The sequence below is a fragment of the Acinetobacter sp. YH12128 genome, assembly GCF_013418655.1.
Classification (GTDB): domain Bacteria; phylum Pseudomonadota; class Gammaproteobacteria; order Pseudomonadales; family Moraxellaceae; genus Acinetobacter; species Acinetobacter amyesii.
Window position 1 is genome coordinate 94,734 of the sequence record NZ_VPBO01000003.1, and the last position, 18,850, is coordinate 113,583.

General features: G+C 41.5%; 17 protein-coding genes. 13 read left to right on the forward strand and 4 right to left on the reverse strand.

All coding sequences use genetic code 11. From position 1 onward, the window contains the following. Window positions 1–147: 147 nt before the first annotated feature. Window positions 148–465, reverse strand: a complete 318-nt coding sequence (locus tag FTU64_RS03585) for a YqfO family protein (protein ID WP_180059235.1) — start codon at window positions 463–465, stop codon at window positions 148–150. 15 nt (window positions 466–480) lie between these two features. Next, a complete protein-coding gene (locus FTU64_RS03590) occupies window positions 481–1,362 on the reverse strand; it encodes a LysR family transcriptional regulator (protein WP_180054948.1) in 882 nt (293 codons plus the stop codon). A gap of 156 nt (window positions 1,363–1,518) precedes the next feature. Here FTU64_RS03590 and FTU64_RS03595 point away from each other — a divergent pair, with 156 nt between their 5' ends. Together FTU64_RS03595 and FTU64_RS03600 are read left to right on the forward strand one after the other, a co-directional pair. After that, window positions 1,519–3,261 carry an FAD-dependent monooxygenase gene (locus FTU64_RS03595; protein ID WP_180059236.1) on the forward strand — a complete coding sequence of 581 codons (1,743 nt, stop codon included), beginning with the start codon at window positions 1,519–1,521 and terminating at the stop codon, window positions 3,259–3,261. Window positions 3,262–3,563: 302 nt separating this feature from the next. Beyond that, entirely contained in the window at window positions 3,564–4,181 is a 618-nt protein-coding gene (locus tag FTU64_RS03600; RefSeq protein ID WP_180040158.1) for a hypothetical protein, read from the forward strand. 34 nt (window positions 4,182–4,215) lie between these two features. Here the strand turns inward: FTU64_RS03600 and FTU64_RS16300 are convergent, their stop codons facing one another. Then, window positions 4,216–4,344: a KGW motif small protein gene (locus tag FTU64_RS16300; protein ID WP_257220672.1), complete on the reverse strand. Its 129-nt coding sequence runs from the start codon at window positions 4,342–4,344 to the stop codon at window positions 4,216–4,218. Between the two features lie 327 nt (window positions 4,345–4,671). Then, window positions 4,672–8,508 (reverse strand): phosphoribosylformylglycinamidine synthase, encoded by a 3,837-nt coding sequence (gene purL / locus FTU64_RS03605; RefSeq protein WP_180059237.1) that lies wholly within the window; start codon window positions 8,506–8,508, stop codon window positions 4,672–4,674. Window positions 8,509–8,968: 460 nt separating this feature from the next. Between purL and FTU64_RS03610 the strand changes: the two genes are divergently transcribed. The 11 genes from FTU64_RS03610 to tolB all read left to right on the forward strand — a co-directional run bounded on the left by FTU64_RS03610 (window position 8,969) and on the right by tolB (window position 18,815). Beyond that, on the forward strand, window positions 8,969–10,309 hold the full coding sequence (locus FTU64_RS03610) for a deoxyguanosinetriphosphate triphosphohydrolase (RefSeq protein WP_180059238.1): 1,341 nt from the start codon (window positions 8,969–8,971) through the stop codon (window positions 10,307–10,309). A gap of 110 nt (window positions 10,310–10,419) precedes the next feature. Next, complete coding sequence (gene ruvA, locus FTU64_RS03615) at window positions 10,420–11,022, forward strand: Holliday junction branch migration protein RuvA (protein ID WP_180059239.1); 603 nt, start codon at window positions 10,420–10,422, stop codon at window positions 11,020–11,022. A gap of 219 nt (window positions 11,023–11,241) precedes the next feature. Next, window positions 11,242–12,249 carry a Holliday junction branch migration DNA helicase RuvB gene (gene ruvB / locus FTU64_RS03620; RefSeq protein WP_168378058.1) on the forward strand — a complete coding sequence of 336 codons (1,008 nt, stop codon included), beginning with the start codon at window positions 11,242–11,244 and terminating at the stop codon, window positions 12,247–12,249. A gap of 97 nt (window positions 12,250–12,346) precedes the next feature. Beyond that, window positions 12,347–12,994: a hypothetical protein gene (locus FTU64_RS03625; RefSeq protein WP_180059240.1), complete on the forward strand. Its 648-nt coding sequence runs from the start codon at window positions 12,347–12,349 to the stop codon at window positions 12,992–12,994. Window positions 12,995–13,210: 216 nt separating this feature from the next. After that, the gene (gene ybgC, locus FTU64_RS03630; protein ID WP_078190367.1) at window positions 13,211–13,618 is read left to right on the forward strand and encodes a tol-pal system-associated acyl-CoA thioesterase; all 408 of its coding nucleotides are present in this window, start codon (window positions 13,211–13,213) and stop codon (window positions 13,616–13,618) included. A gap of 27 nt (window positions 13,619–13,645) precedes the next feature. Beyond that, window positions 13,646–14,344: a protein TolQ gene (tolQ, locus tag FTU64_RS03635; protein ID WP_078192037.1), complete on the forward strand. Its 699-nt coding sequence runs from the start codon at window positions 13,646–13,648 to the stop codon at window positions 14,342–14,344. Next, window positions 14,344–14,793, forward strand: coding sequence for a protein TolR (gene tolR / locus FTU64_RS03640; protein ID WP_180059241.1), 450 nt, complete (start codon window positions 14,344–14,346; stop codon window positions 14,791–14,793). The genes tolQ and tolR overlap by 1 nt, the downstream gene beginning before the upstream one ends. Before the next feature lie 3 nt (window positions 14,794–14,796). Next, the gene (gene tolA / locus FTU64_RS03645) at window positions 14,797–16,191 is read left to right on the forward strand and encodes a cell envelope integrity protein TolA (protein ID WP_180059242.1); all 1,395 of its coding nucleotides are present in this window, start codon (window positions 14,797–14,799) and stop codon (window positions 16,189–16,191) included. 62 nt (window positions 16,192–16,253) lie between these two features. Next, complete coding sequence (locus tag FTU64_RS16470; RefSeq protein WP_180054933.1) at window positions 16,254–16,772, forward strand: cell envelope integrity protein TolA; 519 nt, start codon at window positions 16,254–16,256, stop codon at window positions 16,770–16,772. Window positions 16,773–16,820: 48 nt separating this feature from the next. Next, a complete protein-coding gene (locus FTU64_RS03655) occupies window positions 16,821–17,339 on the forward strand; it encodes a TonB C-terminal domain-containing protein (protein WP_257222184.1) in 519 nt (172 codons plus the stop codon). A 192-nt stretch (window positions 17,340–17,531) separates the two neighbouring features. Further along, on the forward strand, window positions 17,532–18,815 hold the full coding sequence (tolB, locus tag FTU64_RS03660) for a Tol-Pal system beta propeller repeat protein TolB (RefSeq protein ID WP_180055186.1): 1,284 nt from the start codon (window positions 17,532–17,534) through the stop codon (window positions 18,813–18,815). The last annotated feature ends 35 nt before the right edge of the window (window positions 18,816–18,850 follow it).

The following is an 18,850-nucleotide window of genomic DNA, read 5'->3' on the forward strand; positions in this document are numbered from 1 at the left end:
GCAATTGACTGCATAACTTTAAATATTAGGTAAGTCCCGTCTCCCTTCGGGAATAGGAGCATTCTTCGTAAGAGGATGAGGGGCATAATCTGATAAATCCTCTCCCTAACCCTCTCCTTTAAAAGGAGAGGGAACTTTCATTATGAATTAAAAACTTACATCCACCATTTGAATAAACTCAAATGCCGGCTCTTCATAAGGATGACTTGCTTTTAAAGACCTTGCGACCTCACTCGCCTTCTCTTCAGGCACGATGGTTTCCACTCGCCATTCAGGGATAGACTCCAGCTGATCCAACTCACCAATAAAAGGATTTGCGCCTTTTACAGGTTTAAATTGCCCTGTACCTAACACCTGCCAAGCGCAGTGTTCATAGTTGCCTATACCGCCTGCTCCAGCTTCAAAAACAGCCAGTTTAGTCGACTCTAGGTGAGACTCAGGTACATAATAAATCAGTTTTAACATTGGTTATTCCAGACGCTATTGTGCAGTTACATTATTTAAAGCACTGTAAATCATTTTCAATGCAACATTATTCGATGCATTCGGATAGGTTGCATATAAACCTAGTTTCGGTAATTCCACATCTGTTTGAATGACTTTGACCGAATCATTTAAAAATTTGAGTAAATATTCGGGCACAAAACTCAGGCCCATGCCCATATTAATCAAATTTAAATGCTGCATGACATTTGTTACCCACAGCATATGATCATGTTGATGCTGATCAAAAGGAATCAAGGCATTTAAGGTATCGTAAAACACGGGAGAAGCATTTTGTTCACACATAATAATGGTGTGATTTTTTAACTCTTGAAGTTTTAAGATGCGATCTGATGGATGCAGATGCGCTGCGCCAACCAAATAAATTTGCTCACTTAAAACCTGAATATTGGTAAAGTCATCATGGCTTAAGTGGTAACGAGTAAAGCTAATATCCAGTTCGGTATTTTTTAGTTTTTGAATTTGCTCTGTACACGTCAAGCTATGTAAATGAATTTTCAAATCAGGAATATGCTGTTTTAATTGCGCCAAAATACTCGGCATAATTTTCAATTCTGCGACATTTAAAAAGCCAATATGTATTTGATTATTTTTGGCTTGCGCCACGTGGCGAGCTGCGGCTACAGCTTGTTTGGCATTTTCTAGTGCTTGCTCTGCATATTTCAGAAAAGCCTGCCCTTCATCGGTCAGTAAGACTTTGCGAGCAGAACGTTCAAATAATTGCACCCCAACTTCCTGCTCTAAGTCTTTAATTTGCTGACTGAGCGATGGTTGTGCTGTAAATAGTTTTTCCGCTGCCTTGGTAAAGCTCTGTTCTTTCGCCACCGTCACAAAATAACGTAAATGTCGTAATTCCATTCGCTTCACTCCACACACTCACTACATCACCCGTGTCATGCAGTCAAAATACTAATAGATCTATAGTTTATATGAATATCCATTCTACTCGGAAAATCATTTGCCTAGCCTGCGGACTATTCCAAGTTTTCGCTTCACATACACATGGAGTTTTGTATGACACAGCAATTCGATACCGAAGTTCTCATTATTGGCACAGGGCCTGCGGGTTCTACTTTAGGTTTGGCCTTGGCAAATTACGGCATTCAGGTTCAGCTTTTTACCCAATTTAATTGGTTAGCCAATAGTCCGCGTGCCCATATTACCAACCAACGTGCGATGGAAGTGTTGCGTGACTTAGGCATCGAAGAACAGGTCAAAGAAATTGCAACGCCATGGGAACAGATGGGTGAAAGCCTCATCACCACAAGTCTTGTCGGTGAAGAAATTGCCCGTATGAGTGCTTGGGGCACGGGCGTCGAACGTCGTGGCTATTATATTAAAGGCAGTCCCTGTCCGCTGGTTGATTTAATTCAGCCGAAAATGGAAGCATTGTTAGTTAAAAATGCAGCAGAGCGTGGTGCAATTTATAATTTTAATACTGAATATTTGTCTCATGTGCAAGATGAGCATGGTGTAACAGCAACCTTTTTAAATCGTATTACCCAAACTGAATTTAGCTTACGTGCCAAATATTTAATTGGTATGGATGGTGCGCATTCTAAAGTGCTTGAAGAGCTTGATTTACCCCTCGAAGGGATCATGGCTCGTGCAGGTACGGTATACGTGACTTTCAAAGCGGATCTTTCACAATATGTGAAAAACCGCCCTGCTATTTTGCAATGGATTGTTAACCCTGAAGCGAGCTTTGGTGATTTGGGCATGGGCTTACTCCGTGCCATTACACCTTGGAATGAATGGATTATGGGTTGGGGCTTTGATATTTCTAAAGGCGAACCACAAGTCACCGAAGAACAAGTTCGTGCGCGTTTAAATGCCTTTGTCGGTGCTGAAGTTGAAAATGTCGAAATTCAAAAGCTGTCTTATTGGTATGTGAACCAAACATGGGCAACTGAATATTCAAAAGGTCGTGTATTCTGCGGTGGTGATGCGGTGCATCGTCATCCACCATCAAGTGGCTTAGGCTCAAATACCTGTATGCAAGATGCTTTTAACCTCGGTTGGAAATTGGCATATGCCATTAAAGGTTGGGCTGCTCCTACTCTACTTGATTCTTATACATTAGAGCGTGCGCCTGTCGGCAAGCAAATCGTGGCGCGTGCCAACCAATCTCGCTTTGACTATAAGCATCTCAAAGAGGTATTTGGTTTTGACCAAGGCATCACAACTCAAGCTCAAATGATGCAACGTATTTTTGCAGAAGATGAACAAGCTGCAGAAATCCGTCAAAAGCTTTATCAAGCCTTAGAAATTAAAAACTTTGAGTTTAATGCCCAAGGTGTAGAGTTGAATCAGCGCTATACATCCAATGCCATGATTGCTGAATCTGAACCTGAGATCTTTGCCAAAGATCAACAGCTTTACTTGCAAGCAACCACGCGTCCGGGGGCTAAAGTTCCACATACTTGGATTATTGATGCCAAAGGCGATAAGCAATCAACGTTAGATATTACAGGGCATGGTCGTTTCACCCTACTGACAGGTCTTTCAGGCAAAGGTTGGAAATCTGCTGCTGAATCATTGAATCTACCTTATTTAGATGTGATTCAAATTGGTTCTCGTGAATACCGTGATGTGTATGGCACATGGAATGCGAAATCTGAAATCCATGAATCAGGTGCAGTATTAGTCCGTCCAGATGGTTATGTCGCTTGGCGATACCAAGACAGTACTAATGCTGCTTTTGATTATGAAAATACGTTGAAGGCTGTCTTAAAGCAGATTCAGTTAATGATTTAAATAGAATCATTAACAGTCAATCATCAAATCAAATTTTAATATTTGATCACGGAACCTGCGACATGGATGTCGCCCGTTAGACTCTGTCGGACTAAATGTTGAGTTGGTATTGTCTCTAAATTTACCACGTACAGTGCTCAAAATTGCCTACCTCTGACACCTGCTTCAAATACGGCAAGTTTGGTAGATTCAAGATGCTATTCAGGTATGAAGTAGATAAGCTTGAGCATTGCATTTGATATATGAAAATTTACCTAATGCTAAGTTATATTAAACCCATTAAGAATATATAAAGATTAACAATGACTAAAACCTTTGAACAACAATGGAATGATCACTTTCCAAATAAAGTACCTATTCCTTACGTATTAAAATTTTATTTTTCGGAATATTGGTTTCGTATGCATAGCTTGCCCGAGTCTAAACAATATGCAGACACAACAGAAGAAGTGCTACTTTTATTAGATCGTCAAAATCAGATCATCACAGATTGTTTAGGCTTAGATACCTCGGTTTACCTTGTGACAGGTAATTATGTTACGCCACATTATTCTCAGCCAGAGCCAAATTATTTCCACCCTGAGTATGATAGAAGAAAAATCATTTCCTACAATTTAATAGAATCACCTTCTATGAATCTACATCAGATAGATCCTGAATACTTTGATGATGGTGATGAAAATGATGTCTGTTTTATACCCTTATACACTCAAATAATATGGGAACCTAAAAAACATGATGATTTATTATTAAAAATTGCAAATGAAGAAATTCATGCATTTCTCGTTTCATTTGAAAAAAAAATTATTGTTGCACCTTATGATGGTGGTATTGATTTTATTATTTGGGATAAGAAGTTTAAAAAGCAATTGAAAGAAAAATATAGTGCTTTGTTACCATCTAACGCGGAAGGCTTATAAAAACCGCCTCACGGCGGTTTCAATTGTTCAAATATTACATCTGCAACGCATAACCCAAAAATAAAAACACCAACTGCAAACACACCACTGCACCAAAAAGCTTCCAACCCTTTTTACGCAGCGCAGACTTATCCACTGCCGAATATTCTACTATTTTAATCATGTCATCACCTCATCATGAGTGTTGATACTGAACTCGTTTACTTATCCATCTTTCTTTTATCTTGCTGTCTTTTATCTTGCATAGTTATTGTGCATAAATTACACACTAGCATGTTTCCACAAATATAAAAGCAAAATCTAAACCAAGTTCAGTGGGAGAAATAAAAATTTAAAACCAACAAAAAACCACCCGCAGGTGGTTCAAAAAACGAAAGCGATTATATGTGTAAAAACAAGCATTCACAATAATTAATATATCTTTTGGTAAATTTTAACCATAAAAAAGCCACCCGAAGGCGGCTCTTTTCTATGATTCATCTATCTAAGATTAACCAATAAATTTACGTGCATTACGGAACATACGTAACCAAGCACCGTCTTGATCCCAATCTTCTGGTTTCCAAGAATGCTGAATCGCACGGAAGTTACGTTCAGGGTGCGGCATCATAATCGTTGCACGACCATCTTTAGACGTTACACCTGAAATCGCTTCTGGCGAACCATTTGGGTTCATTGGGTAATGCTGCGTTGGGTTGCCTTGACTATCTACATAACGCAAGATCACTTGATCGCCAGCATTCAATGCTGCAATGTTTTCTGCGCTTGTAACCACACGACCTTCACCATGTGCTACAGCGATAGGAAGAATCGAACCTTCCATACCTTCTAACAATACAGAATTTGATTTTTCAACGCGTACGTTTACAGCACGAGCTTCAAACATCTCTGAAGTATTGCGGTGGAAACGAGGCCAAGCGTCTGCACCTGGAATTAATGGTGCAAGCTGAGACAGCATTTGACAGCCGTTACAAATACCTAGAGAGAAAGTTTCATCACGGTTAAAGAATTTCTCAAATTGGTCACGAAGTTTAGGATTGAACAATACAGATTTAGCCCAACCGCCGCCTGCGCCCAATACGTCACCGTAAGAGAAACCGCCACATGCCACTAAGCCTTCAAAGTCATCAAGACTGATACGGCCAGCAAGCAAGTCGCTCATGTGTACGTCTACAGTGTTGAAGCCGACTTTATCGAATGCAGCAGCCATTTCTACATGACCGTTTACACCTTGTTCACGCAGAATCACCATGTTTGGACGGCGTTCATTGATGTACGGTGCTTCGATAGGCTCGTTCAAATCAAATGTTGGTTTTGCAATTAAACCTGCATGTGATTTGTCAGCGATTAACGCATATTCTTGATCCGCAGTTTCTACGTTGTCACGTAAACGTTGGATTTGATAAGACACTTCAGTCCATGCTTGTTGCAAGTCTGCACGTTCAAATACAAGACCATTTACAGACAATTGATCTGTACTGTTCACTGTACCAACCACTGCAATCGCATCTTTTAAGCTAGATGCTGCAACTTCAGCTTCAAGTGTTGCCCAATCTGCTTTCGAAATTTGCAATACTGCACCAATTTCTTCTGCAAATAATGATTCAACAGATTGATCTTCAAGTGCTACACCTAGGCGTGAAGCGAACATCATTTCTGCAACAGTTGCCAATAGACCGCCATCACCGATGTCATGGTAAGCCTTGATTAGACCACGGTTGTTCCAATCTTGAACCAATGCAAAGAATGCTTTGAAGTCATCGAAGCTGTCTACGTCAGGTGTTACAGAACCAATTGCTTTATAAACCTGAGCAAGGATCGAACCGCCAAGACGGAATTGACCTTTAGACAAATCAATACGTACCAGTACAGACTCGATATTTTTCAATTCAGGTGTAAGTGTTTTGCGAACATCAATCACAGGTGCAAATGCAGTGATCACGCCTGTCATTGGAGAAGTGACAGATTTATCGATGCCTTCGTCATTCCACGTTGTCCGCATAGACAATGAGTCTTTACCTACTGGAATTGCGATACCTAAAGCAGGACACATTTCCATACCGATGGCTTTAACACCTTCGAATAGCGCTTGGTCTTCACCTTGTTGACCTGCAGCAGCCATCCAGTTTGCAGACAATTTAATGTCGCTGATCTGGTCGATTTTTGCAGACATGATGTTCGAAATTGATTCTGCTACAGATAAACGTGCAGACGCCGCAGGATTTAACAACGCAACTGGTGGACGTTCACCCATTGCCATTGCTTCACCTGTATAACCGACAAGGCTCGTCGTTGTAACCGCTGCATCCGCTACAGGCACTTGCCACTTACCTACGAACTGATCACGTGCAACCATACCTGTAATCGAACGGTCACCAATGGTGATTAAGAACGATTTAGATGCAACTGTAGGGTTCTTAAGCACGCGGTAAATCGCATCTTTTAAATCTGTTACTGTTTCAGCAGTGAAGTCATCGCCTTTACGTTCAATCGTTTCGTATGAACGGCTCATACGCGGTGTACCGCCAAGCATTACTTGCATTGGCATATCCACAGCTTTATTTTCAAACAGTGGATCGTTCACAGTCAATTGGCGCGCTTCAGTTGCTTCACCCAATACGGCGAATGGGCAGCGTTCACGTGCACACAGTGATTCAAATAACTCTAAAGAAGATGGACGAATCGCCAATACATAACGCTCTTGCGCTTCGTTCGACCAGATCTCCATTGGAGACATGCCTTTTTCCAATGATGGAATTTTACGAAGATCAAGGATTGCACCTAACTCGTGATCGTTCACAAGTTCAGGCATGGCATTTGAGATACCGCCCGCACCCACGTCATGTACAGACACGATTGGGTTATGGTCTTCCATGCGCCAGCAAGCATCAATCACTTCTTGGCAACGACGTTCCATTTCTGGGTTTTCACGCTGTACAGATGCGAAGTCTAGGTTTTCACCTAACTTACCGCTGTCTACAGAAGACGCAGCACCGCCGCCTAGACCGATCAGCATGGCAGGACCGCCAAGTACGATTAAAAGATCACCCGGTTGGATTGCATCTTTTTCTACATGGTCAGGACGGATGTTACCGTAACCGCCAGCAATCATAATTGGCTTATGGAAACCTTTTACGTCGCCATTTACATTTTGTTCAAAGGTACGGAAGTAACCATTTAAAGCAGGACGACCGAATTCGTTGTTAAACGCAGCGCCACCCAATGGGCCTTCAATCATAATTTGAAGCGGAGATGCCATACGAGACGGCTTGCCGTAGTTTTCTTCCCAAGGCTGTTCAAAGCCCGGAATGTTCAAGTTAGAAACAGTGAAACCTGTTAAACCTGCTTTTGGCTTACCGCCACGGCCTGTTGCACCTTCATCACGGATTTCACCGCCTGAACCTGTCGCAGCACCCGCAAATGGCGCAATTGCTGTCGGATGGTTATGCGTTTCCACCTTCATTAAGATGTGAGCAGCTTGGCTCTTATATTTATAAACGTGCTGACCTGTTTCTTCGTCTTTTTTCGGATAGAAACGTTGAGTGTCAAAGCCCACGATGACTGATGCGTTGTCTTTATATGCTGACAAAACGTCATCTGGAGATTCTTTATAGGTGTTCTTAATCATTTGAAACAATGACAATGGCTGAACTTCGCCATCAATTGTCCATTCTGAACCAAAGATTTTATGACGGCAGTGTTCAGAGTTTGCTTGAGCAAACATCATCAATTCGATGTCATGCGGGTTGCGACCCATTTTTGTGAATGCATCGGTTAAATAATCGATTTCTTCATCAGAAAGCGCAAAACCAAATTCAGAGTTAGCTTTCACCAACGCTTCTTTACCTTGACCCAAAATATCAATTGAGTTTAAAGGCTTTGGTTCAGTTTCAGAGAAAAGTGCCGCAGCATCTTCAATAGCATTGAAAACGCTTTCAGTCATGCGATCATGTAATGCTAGTTTTACTTCATCAGAAACAGCATTTACACCCTTCAAAGTAAACAAAACACCGCGTTCAAGGCGATGAACCGGTGTATTACAGTTGGCGAAAATGTCTGTTGCCTTCGACGACCACGGAGAGATTGTCCCAACGCGTGGCGTCACTAATATTTGGACTTCATCACTTGCTGGCTGGCGCAATTCAAAAGATTGACCGTCATTAAGCAGCTGTAAAGCAGATTGCTGTTGCTGTTCGCTGAGCGTTTGGTCAAATAGATAGACCAATTGGCTTTCAATTTCTTGAACAGAACTAATCGAAGATAGACGTGTTAATAGTTGCGTTTTCTTAAAAGAAGAGTGTGCTGGTGCACCGGCCACGATAAACATGCTGATTTTGGCTCCACGGGCTGGTCTTTTGAACCAAGCCGCAATGTGACTTGAAGAGAGCGCATATTCTACTGTGTATTGGTGAAATCAGCTAGATGGGAAAAGCATTTTCTGTTCGAGAATGGCACAAGATTTTTTAAATTTTGTTTTTATTTTCAGTCAAAAAGATTGAATACAGCAGCGCAGCTTAGCACAAAATAAATTGTAAAAAACATTAATCGAAAATTAATATCAATTTTAGAATTTTGAGGTTTTCAAGGCGACATTCCCAATCGGTTTGAATCAGCGAATAGTCTGGCCAATGAATAATATTTATCTTAAAAACACCCTACCTTAATACGAATAACTCTATACCTCCACCGATACCCTTAAATAAAGTGTCAAGCTATGACGCGACCCACTATTACTTTAGTCACAAGTTTGGCATCATAGTTTTTAGTAAATAACTGAATAATGATAAATGACTCAAATGCGTTGGCTTGAACTGCTTTCTACAGTTCGTATTGGTAGTAATAAACATAGCTCTGAACAGGCACGTAGCCCTTTCCACAAAGACTACGACCGCATTATTTTTTCGCAAAGCTTTCGACAATTAAACCGCAAGACCCAAGTCCATCCCCTCACCCAACATGATGGCATTCATACTCGCCTGACTCACTCTTTAGAAGTGTCTTGTATTGGACGTTCATTGGGGATGCTCGCGGCTGAAAAAATTAAAGATGAACTCCCGATGTGGATTTCACCTGCCGATGTCGGTGCAATTATTCAAGCTGCGTGCTTGGCACACGATATTGGTAATCCACCTTTTGGCCATGCAGGTGAATATGCTATTCGAGAATGGTTTGATGATGCATCACATACCAACTTTTTACAGGACTTAAGCCCTGAAGAAGAAGCCGATGTGAGACAGTTTGAAGGCAATGCCCAAGGTTTACGCCTACTGACTAAAATTGATTATCATCCAAATGATGGGGGTATGCGTTTAACCTATGCAACTTTAGGTGCGTATTTAAAATACCCGTGGCTTTCAAAAACCATTGCATCGCAAGGCAATAAACCCGCGAGCCAACGGGCTAAATTTGGCTGCTATCAGGCAGAAAAGGAAATCTTACAGCAAATTGCAGAACAACTCGGTTTAATTCAACTGGGCGAATATCACTACTGTCGTCATCCGTTGACCTATTTGCTTGAAGCCGCAGATGACATTTGTTATGCCTTAATTGACCTTGAAGATGGCATTATCCTCAACATGTTGAACTATAACGAAGTTGAGCCAATTTTCCTTGATCTGGTCGGTGACTATGGCATACCTGCCGAATTGGCGATGACTGATACCACTTGGCAACAAAAAATAGCTGCATTACGTGGTCGTGTGATGAAACGTCTAGTCGAAGAAGTCACGACAGCCTTCGCCCGCCATCATCATGAAATTTTGTCAGGTCAACTTAAAGGCAGTTTATTGCAGTATTGCAGTGAAGATATCGAGTGTGGAATTAACCGAGCAAAAGAATTAGCCCGCGATAAAATTTTTGAACATCCACAAAAAGCCGGCTTAGAGATTATTGCGCATCAAAGTTTGCAAAATATTTTGGATGCCTTTATTCCACTGACCACGCCCAATAAAACTTTGAGCTTTAAAGAGCAACGATTGATGTCTATTTTACATCGTTCAGGAGCACATTTTGGTATGTCGCATTATGACAATATTATGCAAGTACTCGATATCATCTCTAAATTTTCAGATCATCAGGCTTATAACCTTGCACAAGAACTTCAAGGTAATAAAGTTGGTTTCTTTTAAAGCTGAAAAAATGTGAAGGCTAGTAATTCGCTGGCCTTCACGCTAATCTCACAACAAATTGAAATTGAGCAAATAGCTCAGACTAAACTGAAATAAAGTGAATAAATGACATGATCGGATGTTTAATTGGCGAAGTGCTGGCATTGGAAGCACCAACAGTATTACTCAATGTAAATGGTGTGGGCTATGAAATTGACACCCCACTTTCAACATTTTGCCAACTACAGAAAGGTCAAAAAGTTACCCTGTGGACACATTTGGCTGTTCGTGAAGATGCACAACTGCTGTATGGATTTAGCAATGCTCAAGAAAAACTGATTTTTCGCACACTGTTAAAAGTCAACGGCGTAGGCCCTAAAATGGCACTGGGCATTTTATCAACATTAAGTGTTGAAATGCTGATTCACACGGTTGAACATGAAGATGTAAACACTTTAGTCAAAGTTCCGGGTGTAGGTAAAAAAACCGCTGAACGCCTCATGATTGAGTTACGTGATCGCTTTAAAGCCATGGCTTCAGGTACGGCACCAACCAATTCAACTGTTGAACAAATTCAATTTACGGGCAACTCTGCCGTAGCCGAAGCTGAGGCGGCCTTACAGTCTTTAGGTTACAAACCAATTGAAGCACAAAAATTAGTGAATGCTGCCAAAGGTGACTTTACTGAAGCCAGCGACATTATCCGTGCAGCACTTAAGTCGATGAATAAATAATTCAAATAGACATACCAATACACCTAAATTGGATACACGAAGGCGACATGGATGTCGCCATGTTGGATTGGGATATAAGGATATATCCTCAATCCAACACAAGATTTTTGTTACTTTTGATCTTTCAAAAGTAAAGCAATGCCTACACAATGGCACCTTAACACAAATCACAACTTGAGGCTGTGCCTCGAAAGTTCAGCCAGAGATTGATTTAATTATATGCAAGACCGTCTTATCAGTGGTTCAGAAAAACCCGAAGACCACTTCGACCGCGCCATTCGCCCAACATCCCTCGATGACTACATCGGGCAGCCTGTCGTCCGTGAACAAATGGAAATCTTTATCGGTGCTGCACGTGGCCGTGAAGAAGCACTCGATCACACCTTAATTTTTGGCCCACCGGGTTTAGGTAAAACCACACTGGCCAATATTATTGCGCGTGAAATGGGCGGCAACTTAAAATCTACATCAGGCCCTGTCCTTGAGCGTGCAGGCGATTTGGCTGCGATGCTAACCAACCTCGAAGAAGGTGATGTTTTATTTATTGATGAGATCCATCGTCTTTCACCTGTCATTGAGGAAATTCTCTATCCAGCGATGGAGGATTACCAACTCGACATCATGATTGGTGAAGGCCCTGCTGCCCGTTCGATCAAACTGGATTTACCACCCTTCACTCTTGTTGCAGCGACGACTCGTGCAGGCCTACTGACCTCTCCTTTACGTGACCGTTTCGGTATCGTACAACGTTTAGAGTTCTATTCTGTCAAAGACTTAACGCATATTGTGACTCGATCTGCAAACTTGATGGATGTACCCATGACTGCCGAAGGTGCTCAAGAAGTTGCACGCCGTGCTCGTGGGACACCTCGTATTGCAAACCGTTTATTACGCCGGGTCCGTGATTATGCGCAAGTTAAAGGTACGGGTGAAGTAACCCAAGAGATGGCTCAACGTGCTTTGGACATGCTAAATGTCGATAAAGATGGTTTAGATACGCTAGACCGCCGTTATTTATCAATGCTACTAGAGCGTTTTGATGGTGGCCCTGCAGGTGTAGAAGCTTTAGCTGCTGCTATGGCAGAAGACTCAGGGACCCTAGAAGATGTGATCGAACCCTACCTCATTCAGCAAGGCTATGTCATGCGTACTGCACGTGGACGTATTGCCACCAATATGGCTTATTTACAGTTTGGGATGACACCACCAGAGCCGAAAGATAAATAGACGATTATTCACTGAACGACTTCAGGGAGTTAAATGCTCCCTGAATGTTTATTTAAATTTTAAAATAAATTCAATCCACTACAAACAGCAAACTAAAATGATAAATCTTGAGAATAGAATAATTAACAAAATTAATAGCGAATACATTCAAAACCTTCCATTAGACAGTGCCATTGAAAACATTCCCAGAGAACAACCCATCAGTTCATTTAGCCCTAAACAAATGAGTGATTTTGAAAGCTTATTTCACGCCGAATACAATTATTTTATCACTGTCGAATGTGAAAAAATTCTCAGCAAAGAAACCATAGAAGTAAGTGAAGATAATATCTTAACTATTAAACAATCGCCTTCTGCATATCGTATAAAAAACCTGAGCTTCAACTATACTTCTGCCCTCATTTTTATTGGGACGTACTATCACGACGACGTACAAGTTTTGGTCAAGGAAAACTTTAAACCAGCAAAAATTAATACGTTGTATTTCAGCTTCTCATTCTTTGCTTTAGTCATACTCGTTTATGTGTTTTTCTGGATAGATCTAGCTAATAAACTTTTACTCATGTTAGTTATTGGCCTTGGCTTTTGCTGCTTAACGTATATGTATGAATCTTTGAAGGCATTACTCCCCAAGCAACAGAAAAAGAAAATGGAAGAAACTCATTTTCATATTGCGGGATATTTAGCAGCTCATCTACAGGATTTTGTCGATGCAAAATTTAAATTAGATGAACAAACAAATTAAAAGCAGTCTCTTTTTTAATCAATAATAACATCTACGAAAGTTAAAGATTTACGTGAGTTGAAACCTTGTGCCATTGGACTGATGACTCACGGTGCTAAACTGCCCGTCATTGAAGCACTTGACGAATCATTGAATTATCGCCATTTTTAAATGCTCTAATTCTTTGCTGAAGTGCAGAACAATATTTTTCAGATTTTATAAAGACGGAACACTCTCATGGCGAATAAATTCGAATTCAACATTCGTGTATATATTGAAGATACAGATGCAGGTGGCATTGTTTACCACGCAAATCATATTCGCTTTATGGAACGTACCCGCACAGAATGGCTGCGCGCTTCAGGTGTAGACCATTATTGGCATCAAAAAGATTACAACTTTGTCGTTCATAAAATTAATGTGAAATATTCACGCCCTATATTAATGGATGACCTAATTACTGTTACAGCAAGTGTAGTTTCGTGTAAGGCTACGTCATTTGTGTTGCAACAAAATATTTATCGTGGTGATATTATGCTGGCATCAGGTGAGGTAGAATTGGCATGTATCAGTGCAGAGATGAAACCCCGTCGCCTTCCTGATGAAATACGTGAACTGATTCTGAAAGAATTGGAACAAGATTAAAAAAATTATTTGGCACATGTAGTAACTATGGCAACTCAACTCGAATCAACACTCAAAGTTTCAGACCTCATCTTACAAGCAAGTCCTGTCGTACAACTGGTAATGCTCCTGCTGCTCTTAGCTTCGTTATTCAGTTGGTATCTGATTGCCAAGTTACACATGAGTTATAAAAAAGCGCAGGCTGATGATGAACATTTCCAAAAAATCTTTTGGTCTGGCGCCGAACTCAACACTTTATACAACAATGCTCAACTCAACTCGAAACGTGTTGGCCTTGAAGATGTTTTCTATCAAGGTTTAGGCGAGTTTTTCAAACTTAAAAAGCGTAATGCCAGTGCAGAACAATCAATTGAAGGTACAGAACGTATTCTTCGTGTGGGTTTAAGTCGCGACCAAGGACATTTAGAAAATGGTTTAGGTGCGCTTGCGAGTATTGGTTCGGTTGCACCCTATGTCGGTTTATTTGGTACCGTTTGGGGCATTATGAACGCCTTTATTGGTTTGGCAGATGTTGACCAAGTCACCCTTGCTACGGTTGCTCCTGGTATTGCAGAGGCATTGATTGCAACGGCAATTGGTCTTTTTGCAGCGATTCCTGCTGTACTTGCATTTAACCATTTCACAGCCAAAGGTGAAGCCGTTTATAACGATCGTGCGCTTTTTGCCGAAGAAATGGTTGCGTTATTACAACGCCAGTCTGTAGGTTCAACTCAGGACAATGACTAATGGCTATTCAACGTTCTGGACGCTTTGAGCGCATCAAAAAACCATTAAAAAGTGACATGAACGTCGTACCTTATATTGATGTCATGTTAGTTCTTTTGGTGATTTTCATGGTCACTGCACCTATGATCACCACAGGCGTCAAAGTCGACTTACCACAGGCAAATGGCACGCCTATGCAAGCGGAAGATAGTAGAGCGATTGTTACACTGAAAGCAGATGGCACGATCACTCTCAAAGATAAAAATCATCAAGATGATGTACTCACACTCGATGAACTTAAATCTGTTTTAACGACCTCGCAAAATGAAGCGAGCGAACAGAAAAAGCAAATGAGTGTCCTGATTAACGGCAGTGAATCTCGTCCTTATGGTGAAGTCATGAAACTCATGTCTGCCCTTCAAGATGCAGGTTTAACACAAGTAGGTTTACTGACTGAGCCATTAAAATAATTTATGAAAGATTTCAACAAGCCGCCTTTTAAACAAAAAGCCGTTGCGATTGGTTTCACACTAGGTGTGCATATCGTCGCTGTGGTTGGCTTACTTTATCTTGGCATGAGTAAACCACCTGAGCCCCCTAAAAAAATAACCACTGTTTTGGTAAAACCGGAAGATTTGAAACCTGTAACTCGTGAAGTCACAGAGTTTGATGAAACCGCGCATGAAAATGTAGCTGAACAAATCACGCAAACAGCAGAACCTAGCGTTGAACCAGCACCCGAGATTCCAACGGCTGCACCACCTAAACCAGCAGAACCACCTAAGGCAGATCCACAGGTTGCTGCTCAACAGGCACTCGCTGCGGCAAAAGCACAGCAGCTTGCTGAACAAAAAGCTGCGGACAATGCAAAGCGTGCTCAAGAACAAGCTAAAGCGGCTGAAGCTGCAAAACTAAAAGCACAACAAGAAGCTAAAGCGGATGCGGCTAAGGCAAAAGCAGATGCTACGGCGAAAGCCAATGCTGAAGCAGCAAAACGTAAAGCAGATGCTGATGCCAAAGCCAAGGCCGAAAAAATCCGTGCCGATGCTTTAAGAAAAGCAGAAGCTGACAAAGCCAAAGCTGCAGCAACGGCAAAAGCCAATGCAGATGCAAAAGCCAAGGCCAATGCGGATGCTGCAAAACGTAAAGCAGATGCAGACGCGAAAGCTAAAGCCAATGCGGAAGCTGCAAAACGTAAAGCAGATGCTGATGCGAAAGCCAAGGCCAATGCAGAAGCTGCAAAACGTAAAGCAGATGCTGATGCCAAAGCTAAGGCCAATGCAGAAGCTGCAAAACGTAAAGCAGATGCCGATGCAAAAGCTAAAGCCAATGCGGAAGCTGCAAAACGTAAAGCAGATGCTGATGCCAAAGCTAAGGCCAATGCGGAAGCTGCAAAACGTAAAGCAGATGCTGATGCGAAAGCCAAGGCCAATGCAGAAGTTGCAAAACGTAAAGCAGATGCCGATGCAAAAGCCAAGGCAGATGCAAAGGCTAAAGCCGATGCCGAAGCACGCGAACGTGCAGCCGAAGAAGCCAAAGCTTCATCAGCTAAAAAAGCAGCTGAAGAAGCCGCACAGAAAAAGGCTGAAGCGAAGAAAATTGCCTCAACTGCTAAACGTGATTTTGAAAACAAAATCCGCCGTGCATGGGATACACCTTTTGACTCTGCTGGTAAATCGGCAACTGCTCGCGTTACCCTTACGGAAAGTGGTTCAGTTCAGTCAGTGATTGTGAACTCTAGTGACCCTGATATGAAAGCCAGTATTGAGGCTGCTGTTCGAGCTGCTGCACCATACCCAATGCCGAGTGACCCAGATGCAAAACGTGAAGCTCAAAGGTTTACGTCCACCTTCAAGTCATCACGTTAATTTTTAAATCCCTGCAAACCTTGTGGGGATTTTTCATTTACTTCTATAAAGAATCATAAAAGATGAAACCACTTTTTTTATTTTCTACACTCTTACTTATTTGCAGCCAAACAATTGCTCAAAGTCGGTCAATTTATATCCCCTCTTCGGCAACGCCTGAAAATATATCATCCGAACAATTTAAAGCTTTGCTGAAGGATAATGCTAAAACAAATCAACCTGAGCAAGCTTTACAAGAAGTACAATTTCCGCCTACAGCCATGGCAAAAAATTCAAATGATGAGGCTGCAAAGAAAAAAGCTGAAGCCAAAAAAATTGCTCTCACAGCAAAAAAAGATTTTGCAGATAAAATTCGCCGTGCTTGGCAAGTTCCCAAAGGTTCTACAGGAAAATCGGCATCTGTACGTGTTAATCTCGCAGACAATGGACGTGTACATTCTATTATTATCAATTCTAGCGATCCAGATTTGAAAGCCAGTATTGAAACTGCCGTTCGCGATGCTGCACCTTATCCCATGCCATCTGATCCAGAGGCACGTAAACAAGCGCGCATTTTTATAACAAAATTTATAGCGAAATAACGATACCCATTTAAATTTTTAAATTGATCATTGGACTAATTACAACTTATGGCACATTTGAAATTTTTGTTTCTATTTTCTGTAATGGCAGGCTCATCATCAACCTTAGCCAGCCCTACTGACAATCCAGCATCGACTCAGATTCAACCTGAAAAGGTCGCGGTGAGTTCCGCGAATGTACCTATGACTACCGCAAAGGCAAAGTCTGAGCAATACAAGCGCGAACGTGAACAAACTGCTGCGACAGCTAAACGAACAGCAAGCGCTGAGGCTTCTCGTAAATCACAAGCCAAAAAGCTTGCATCTGGGACCAAAACCGAAATTAAACATTTAATCTTGAGCCGTTGGCAAGCTCCAGCAGATTCAACTGGGCAAAAAGCCAATGCTCGAATTACACTGACATCATTTGGTTCAATTCAATCGATAGTGATTCTTGATGCGCCAAATCGTGCATTTAAAAAGAGTATTGAAAAAGCCATCCTTAGCTCAGCCCCTTTTGATTTACCAGAAAATCCAGATGCTCGCCGTGAATCTCGGTTGATTTATATGTCTTTCCACTCTAAATAAGGACATCAGTTCAGCAGAACCTTATATTTTTATAATTAAGCATCATCAAAATAGGCAAACATTTAGACACGAATTCACAGACGAATAACAGATTAATCATAATGTTGTGCTTTTAATAATTCAAAATCATGCCATTATGTGACACAACCTAATACAGACAATAACTCACATTTTTAGAGTAGTTAGCGAATGATGGAAATGACGCGTAAACATCTTCTTTGCTTAGCCGTATTCACTGCTTTGAGCCCAGTTTTAGTGACTCAAACGCATGCGCAGCTTCACCTCGAAATCACTAAAGCTCCTGAAGAAGCACCTAAAATTGCGATCGTGCCTTTTAGTAATGACTCAAATATTTATCCAGTGGTTGAAAATGACTTGAACCGCTCAGGTAAATTTACCAGTGCCTCTAAAAACTTACCTGCAACTGCAACAATAAATTCACCTAATGCAGAAGCATGGAAAGCTGCGGGCGTACCCTATGTCGTGACAGGCACATCAAAAACAACGGCTGATGGCTCTTATGAAATTCACTACCAACTGTATGATGTTGAAAAAAAACAATACCTGTTAAATGAACTACTCACTGTACCTGCTTCACGTTATCGTCAAGCAGCGCATATGATCAGTGATGCAATCTATCAAGCTTTAACGGGTATTCCAGGTGACTTCAGCGGCCGTATTGCCTATGTATTGCGTAATGCAGCAACACCAGATCAGCGCTATACCCTACAAATTGCCGACACAGATGGGGAGCAGCCACGCACCATTTTGACTTCACGTGATCCAATCCTGTCCCCTGCGTGGACACCTGATGCGAAAAAGCTAGCTTATGTTTCTTTTGAAACCAAGCGCCCTGCGATTTACATCCAAGACTTAGCAAGTGGTAACCGTGAAAAAGTAGCAAGTTTCCGTGGCCTGAATGGTGCACCAAGCTTCTCGCCAGATGGTAAAAGCATGTTGTTTACCGCTTCAATGCATGGCAATCCTGAAATCTATCAAATGGATTTACAGACTCGCCAATTAAAACGCATGACCAATGACACAGCGATTGATACAGAAGCACGTTATGCCCCTGACGGTAAATCATTTATTTTTACCTCTGACCGTGGTGGCTCTCCACAAATTTATACCTACAACTTAAATACTGAAAGTGTAAAACGTTTGACTTTCCGTGGTGCATTTAATGCCCGTGGCACTTTAAGTGCTGATGGTAAAAAATTAGCTTTGGTGCATCGTCCTAGCGGTAGTAACTATAAAGTTGCGGTTCAAGACATTGGTTCTGGTGTAACCAATATTTTAACACCAACAAGTTTAGATGAATCCCCAAGCTTCTCTCCAAATGGTCAAATGGTGGTGTATGCAACACGTGAAGCAAACCGTGGTTTGCTCTCGATCATGTCTTTAGATGGTCGTTTCCGCATGAACTTACCAAGTGAACAAGGTGAAGTTCGTGAGCCAGCTTGGGCACCGAAATAAACACTGCATGATTTATTCAACAATAACTTTTTAAT

Coding starts and splice junctions, on each gene's coding strand:
- FTU64_RS03595 (WP_180059236.1), top strand. CDS start 1,519: ATGACACAGCAATTCGATACCGAAGTTCTCATTATTGGCACAGGGCCT.
- ruvA (WP_180059239.1), top strand. CDS start 10,420: ATGATCGGATGTTTAATTGGCGAAGTGCTGGCATTGGAAGCACCAACA.
- tolQ (WP_078192037.1), top strand. CDS start 13,646: ATGGCAACTCAACTCGAATCAACACTCAAAGTTTCAGACCTCATCTTA.
- FTU64_RS16470 (WP_180054933.1), top strand. CDS start 16,254: ATGAAACCACTTTTTTTATTTTCTACACTCTTACTTATTTGCAGCCAA.
- FTU64_RS03590 (WP_180054948.1), bottom strand. CDS start 1,362: ATGGAATTACGACATTTACGTTATTTTGTGACGGTGGCGAAAGAACAG.
- ruvB (WP_168378058.1), top strand. CDS start 11,242: ATGCAAGACCGTCTTATCAGTGGTTCAGAAAAACCCGAAGACCACTTC.
- FTU64_RS03600 (WP_180040158.1), top strand. CDS start 3,564: ATGACTAAAACCTTTGAACAACAATGGAATGATCACTTTCCAAATAAA.
- FTU64_RS03625 (WP_180059240.1), top strand. CDS start 12,347: ATGATAAATCTTGAGAATAGAATAATTAACAAAATTAATAGCGAATAC.
- tolR (WP_180059241.1), top strand. CDS start 14,344: ATGGCTATTCAACGTTCTGGACGCTTTGAGCGCATCAAAAAACCATTA.
- tolB (WP_180055186.1), top strand. CDS start 17,532: ATGGAAATGACGCGTAAACATCTTCTTTGCTTAGCCGTATTCACTGCT.
- purL (WP_180059237.1), bottom strand. CDS start 8,508: ATGTTTATCGTGGCCGGTGCACCAGCACACTCTTCTTTTAAGAAAACG.
- ybgC (WP_078190367.1), top strand. CDS start 13,211: ATGGCGAATAAATTCGAATTCAACATTCGTGTATATATTGAAGATACA.
- FTU64_RS03585 (WP_180059235.1), bottom strand. CDS start 465: ATGTTAAAACTGATTTATTATGTACCTGAGTCTCACCTAGAGTCGACT.
- FTU64_RS16300 (WP_257220672.1), bottom strand. CDS start 4,344: ATGATTAAAATAGTAGAATATTCGGCAGTGGATAAGTCTGCGCTGCGT.
- FTU64_RS03655 (WP_257222184.1), top strand. CDS start 16,821: ATGGCACATTTGAAATTTTTGTTTCTATTTTCTGTAATGGCAGGCTCA.
- tolA (WP_180059242.1), top strand. CDS start 14,797: ATGAAAGATTTCAACAAGCCGCCTTTTAAACAAAAAGCCGTTGCGATT.
- FTU64_RS03610 (WP_180059238.1), top strand. CDS start 8,969: ATGACTCAAATGCGTTGGCTTGAACTGCTTTCTACAGTTCGTATTGGT.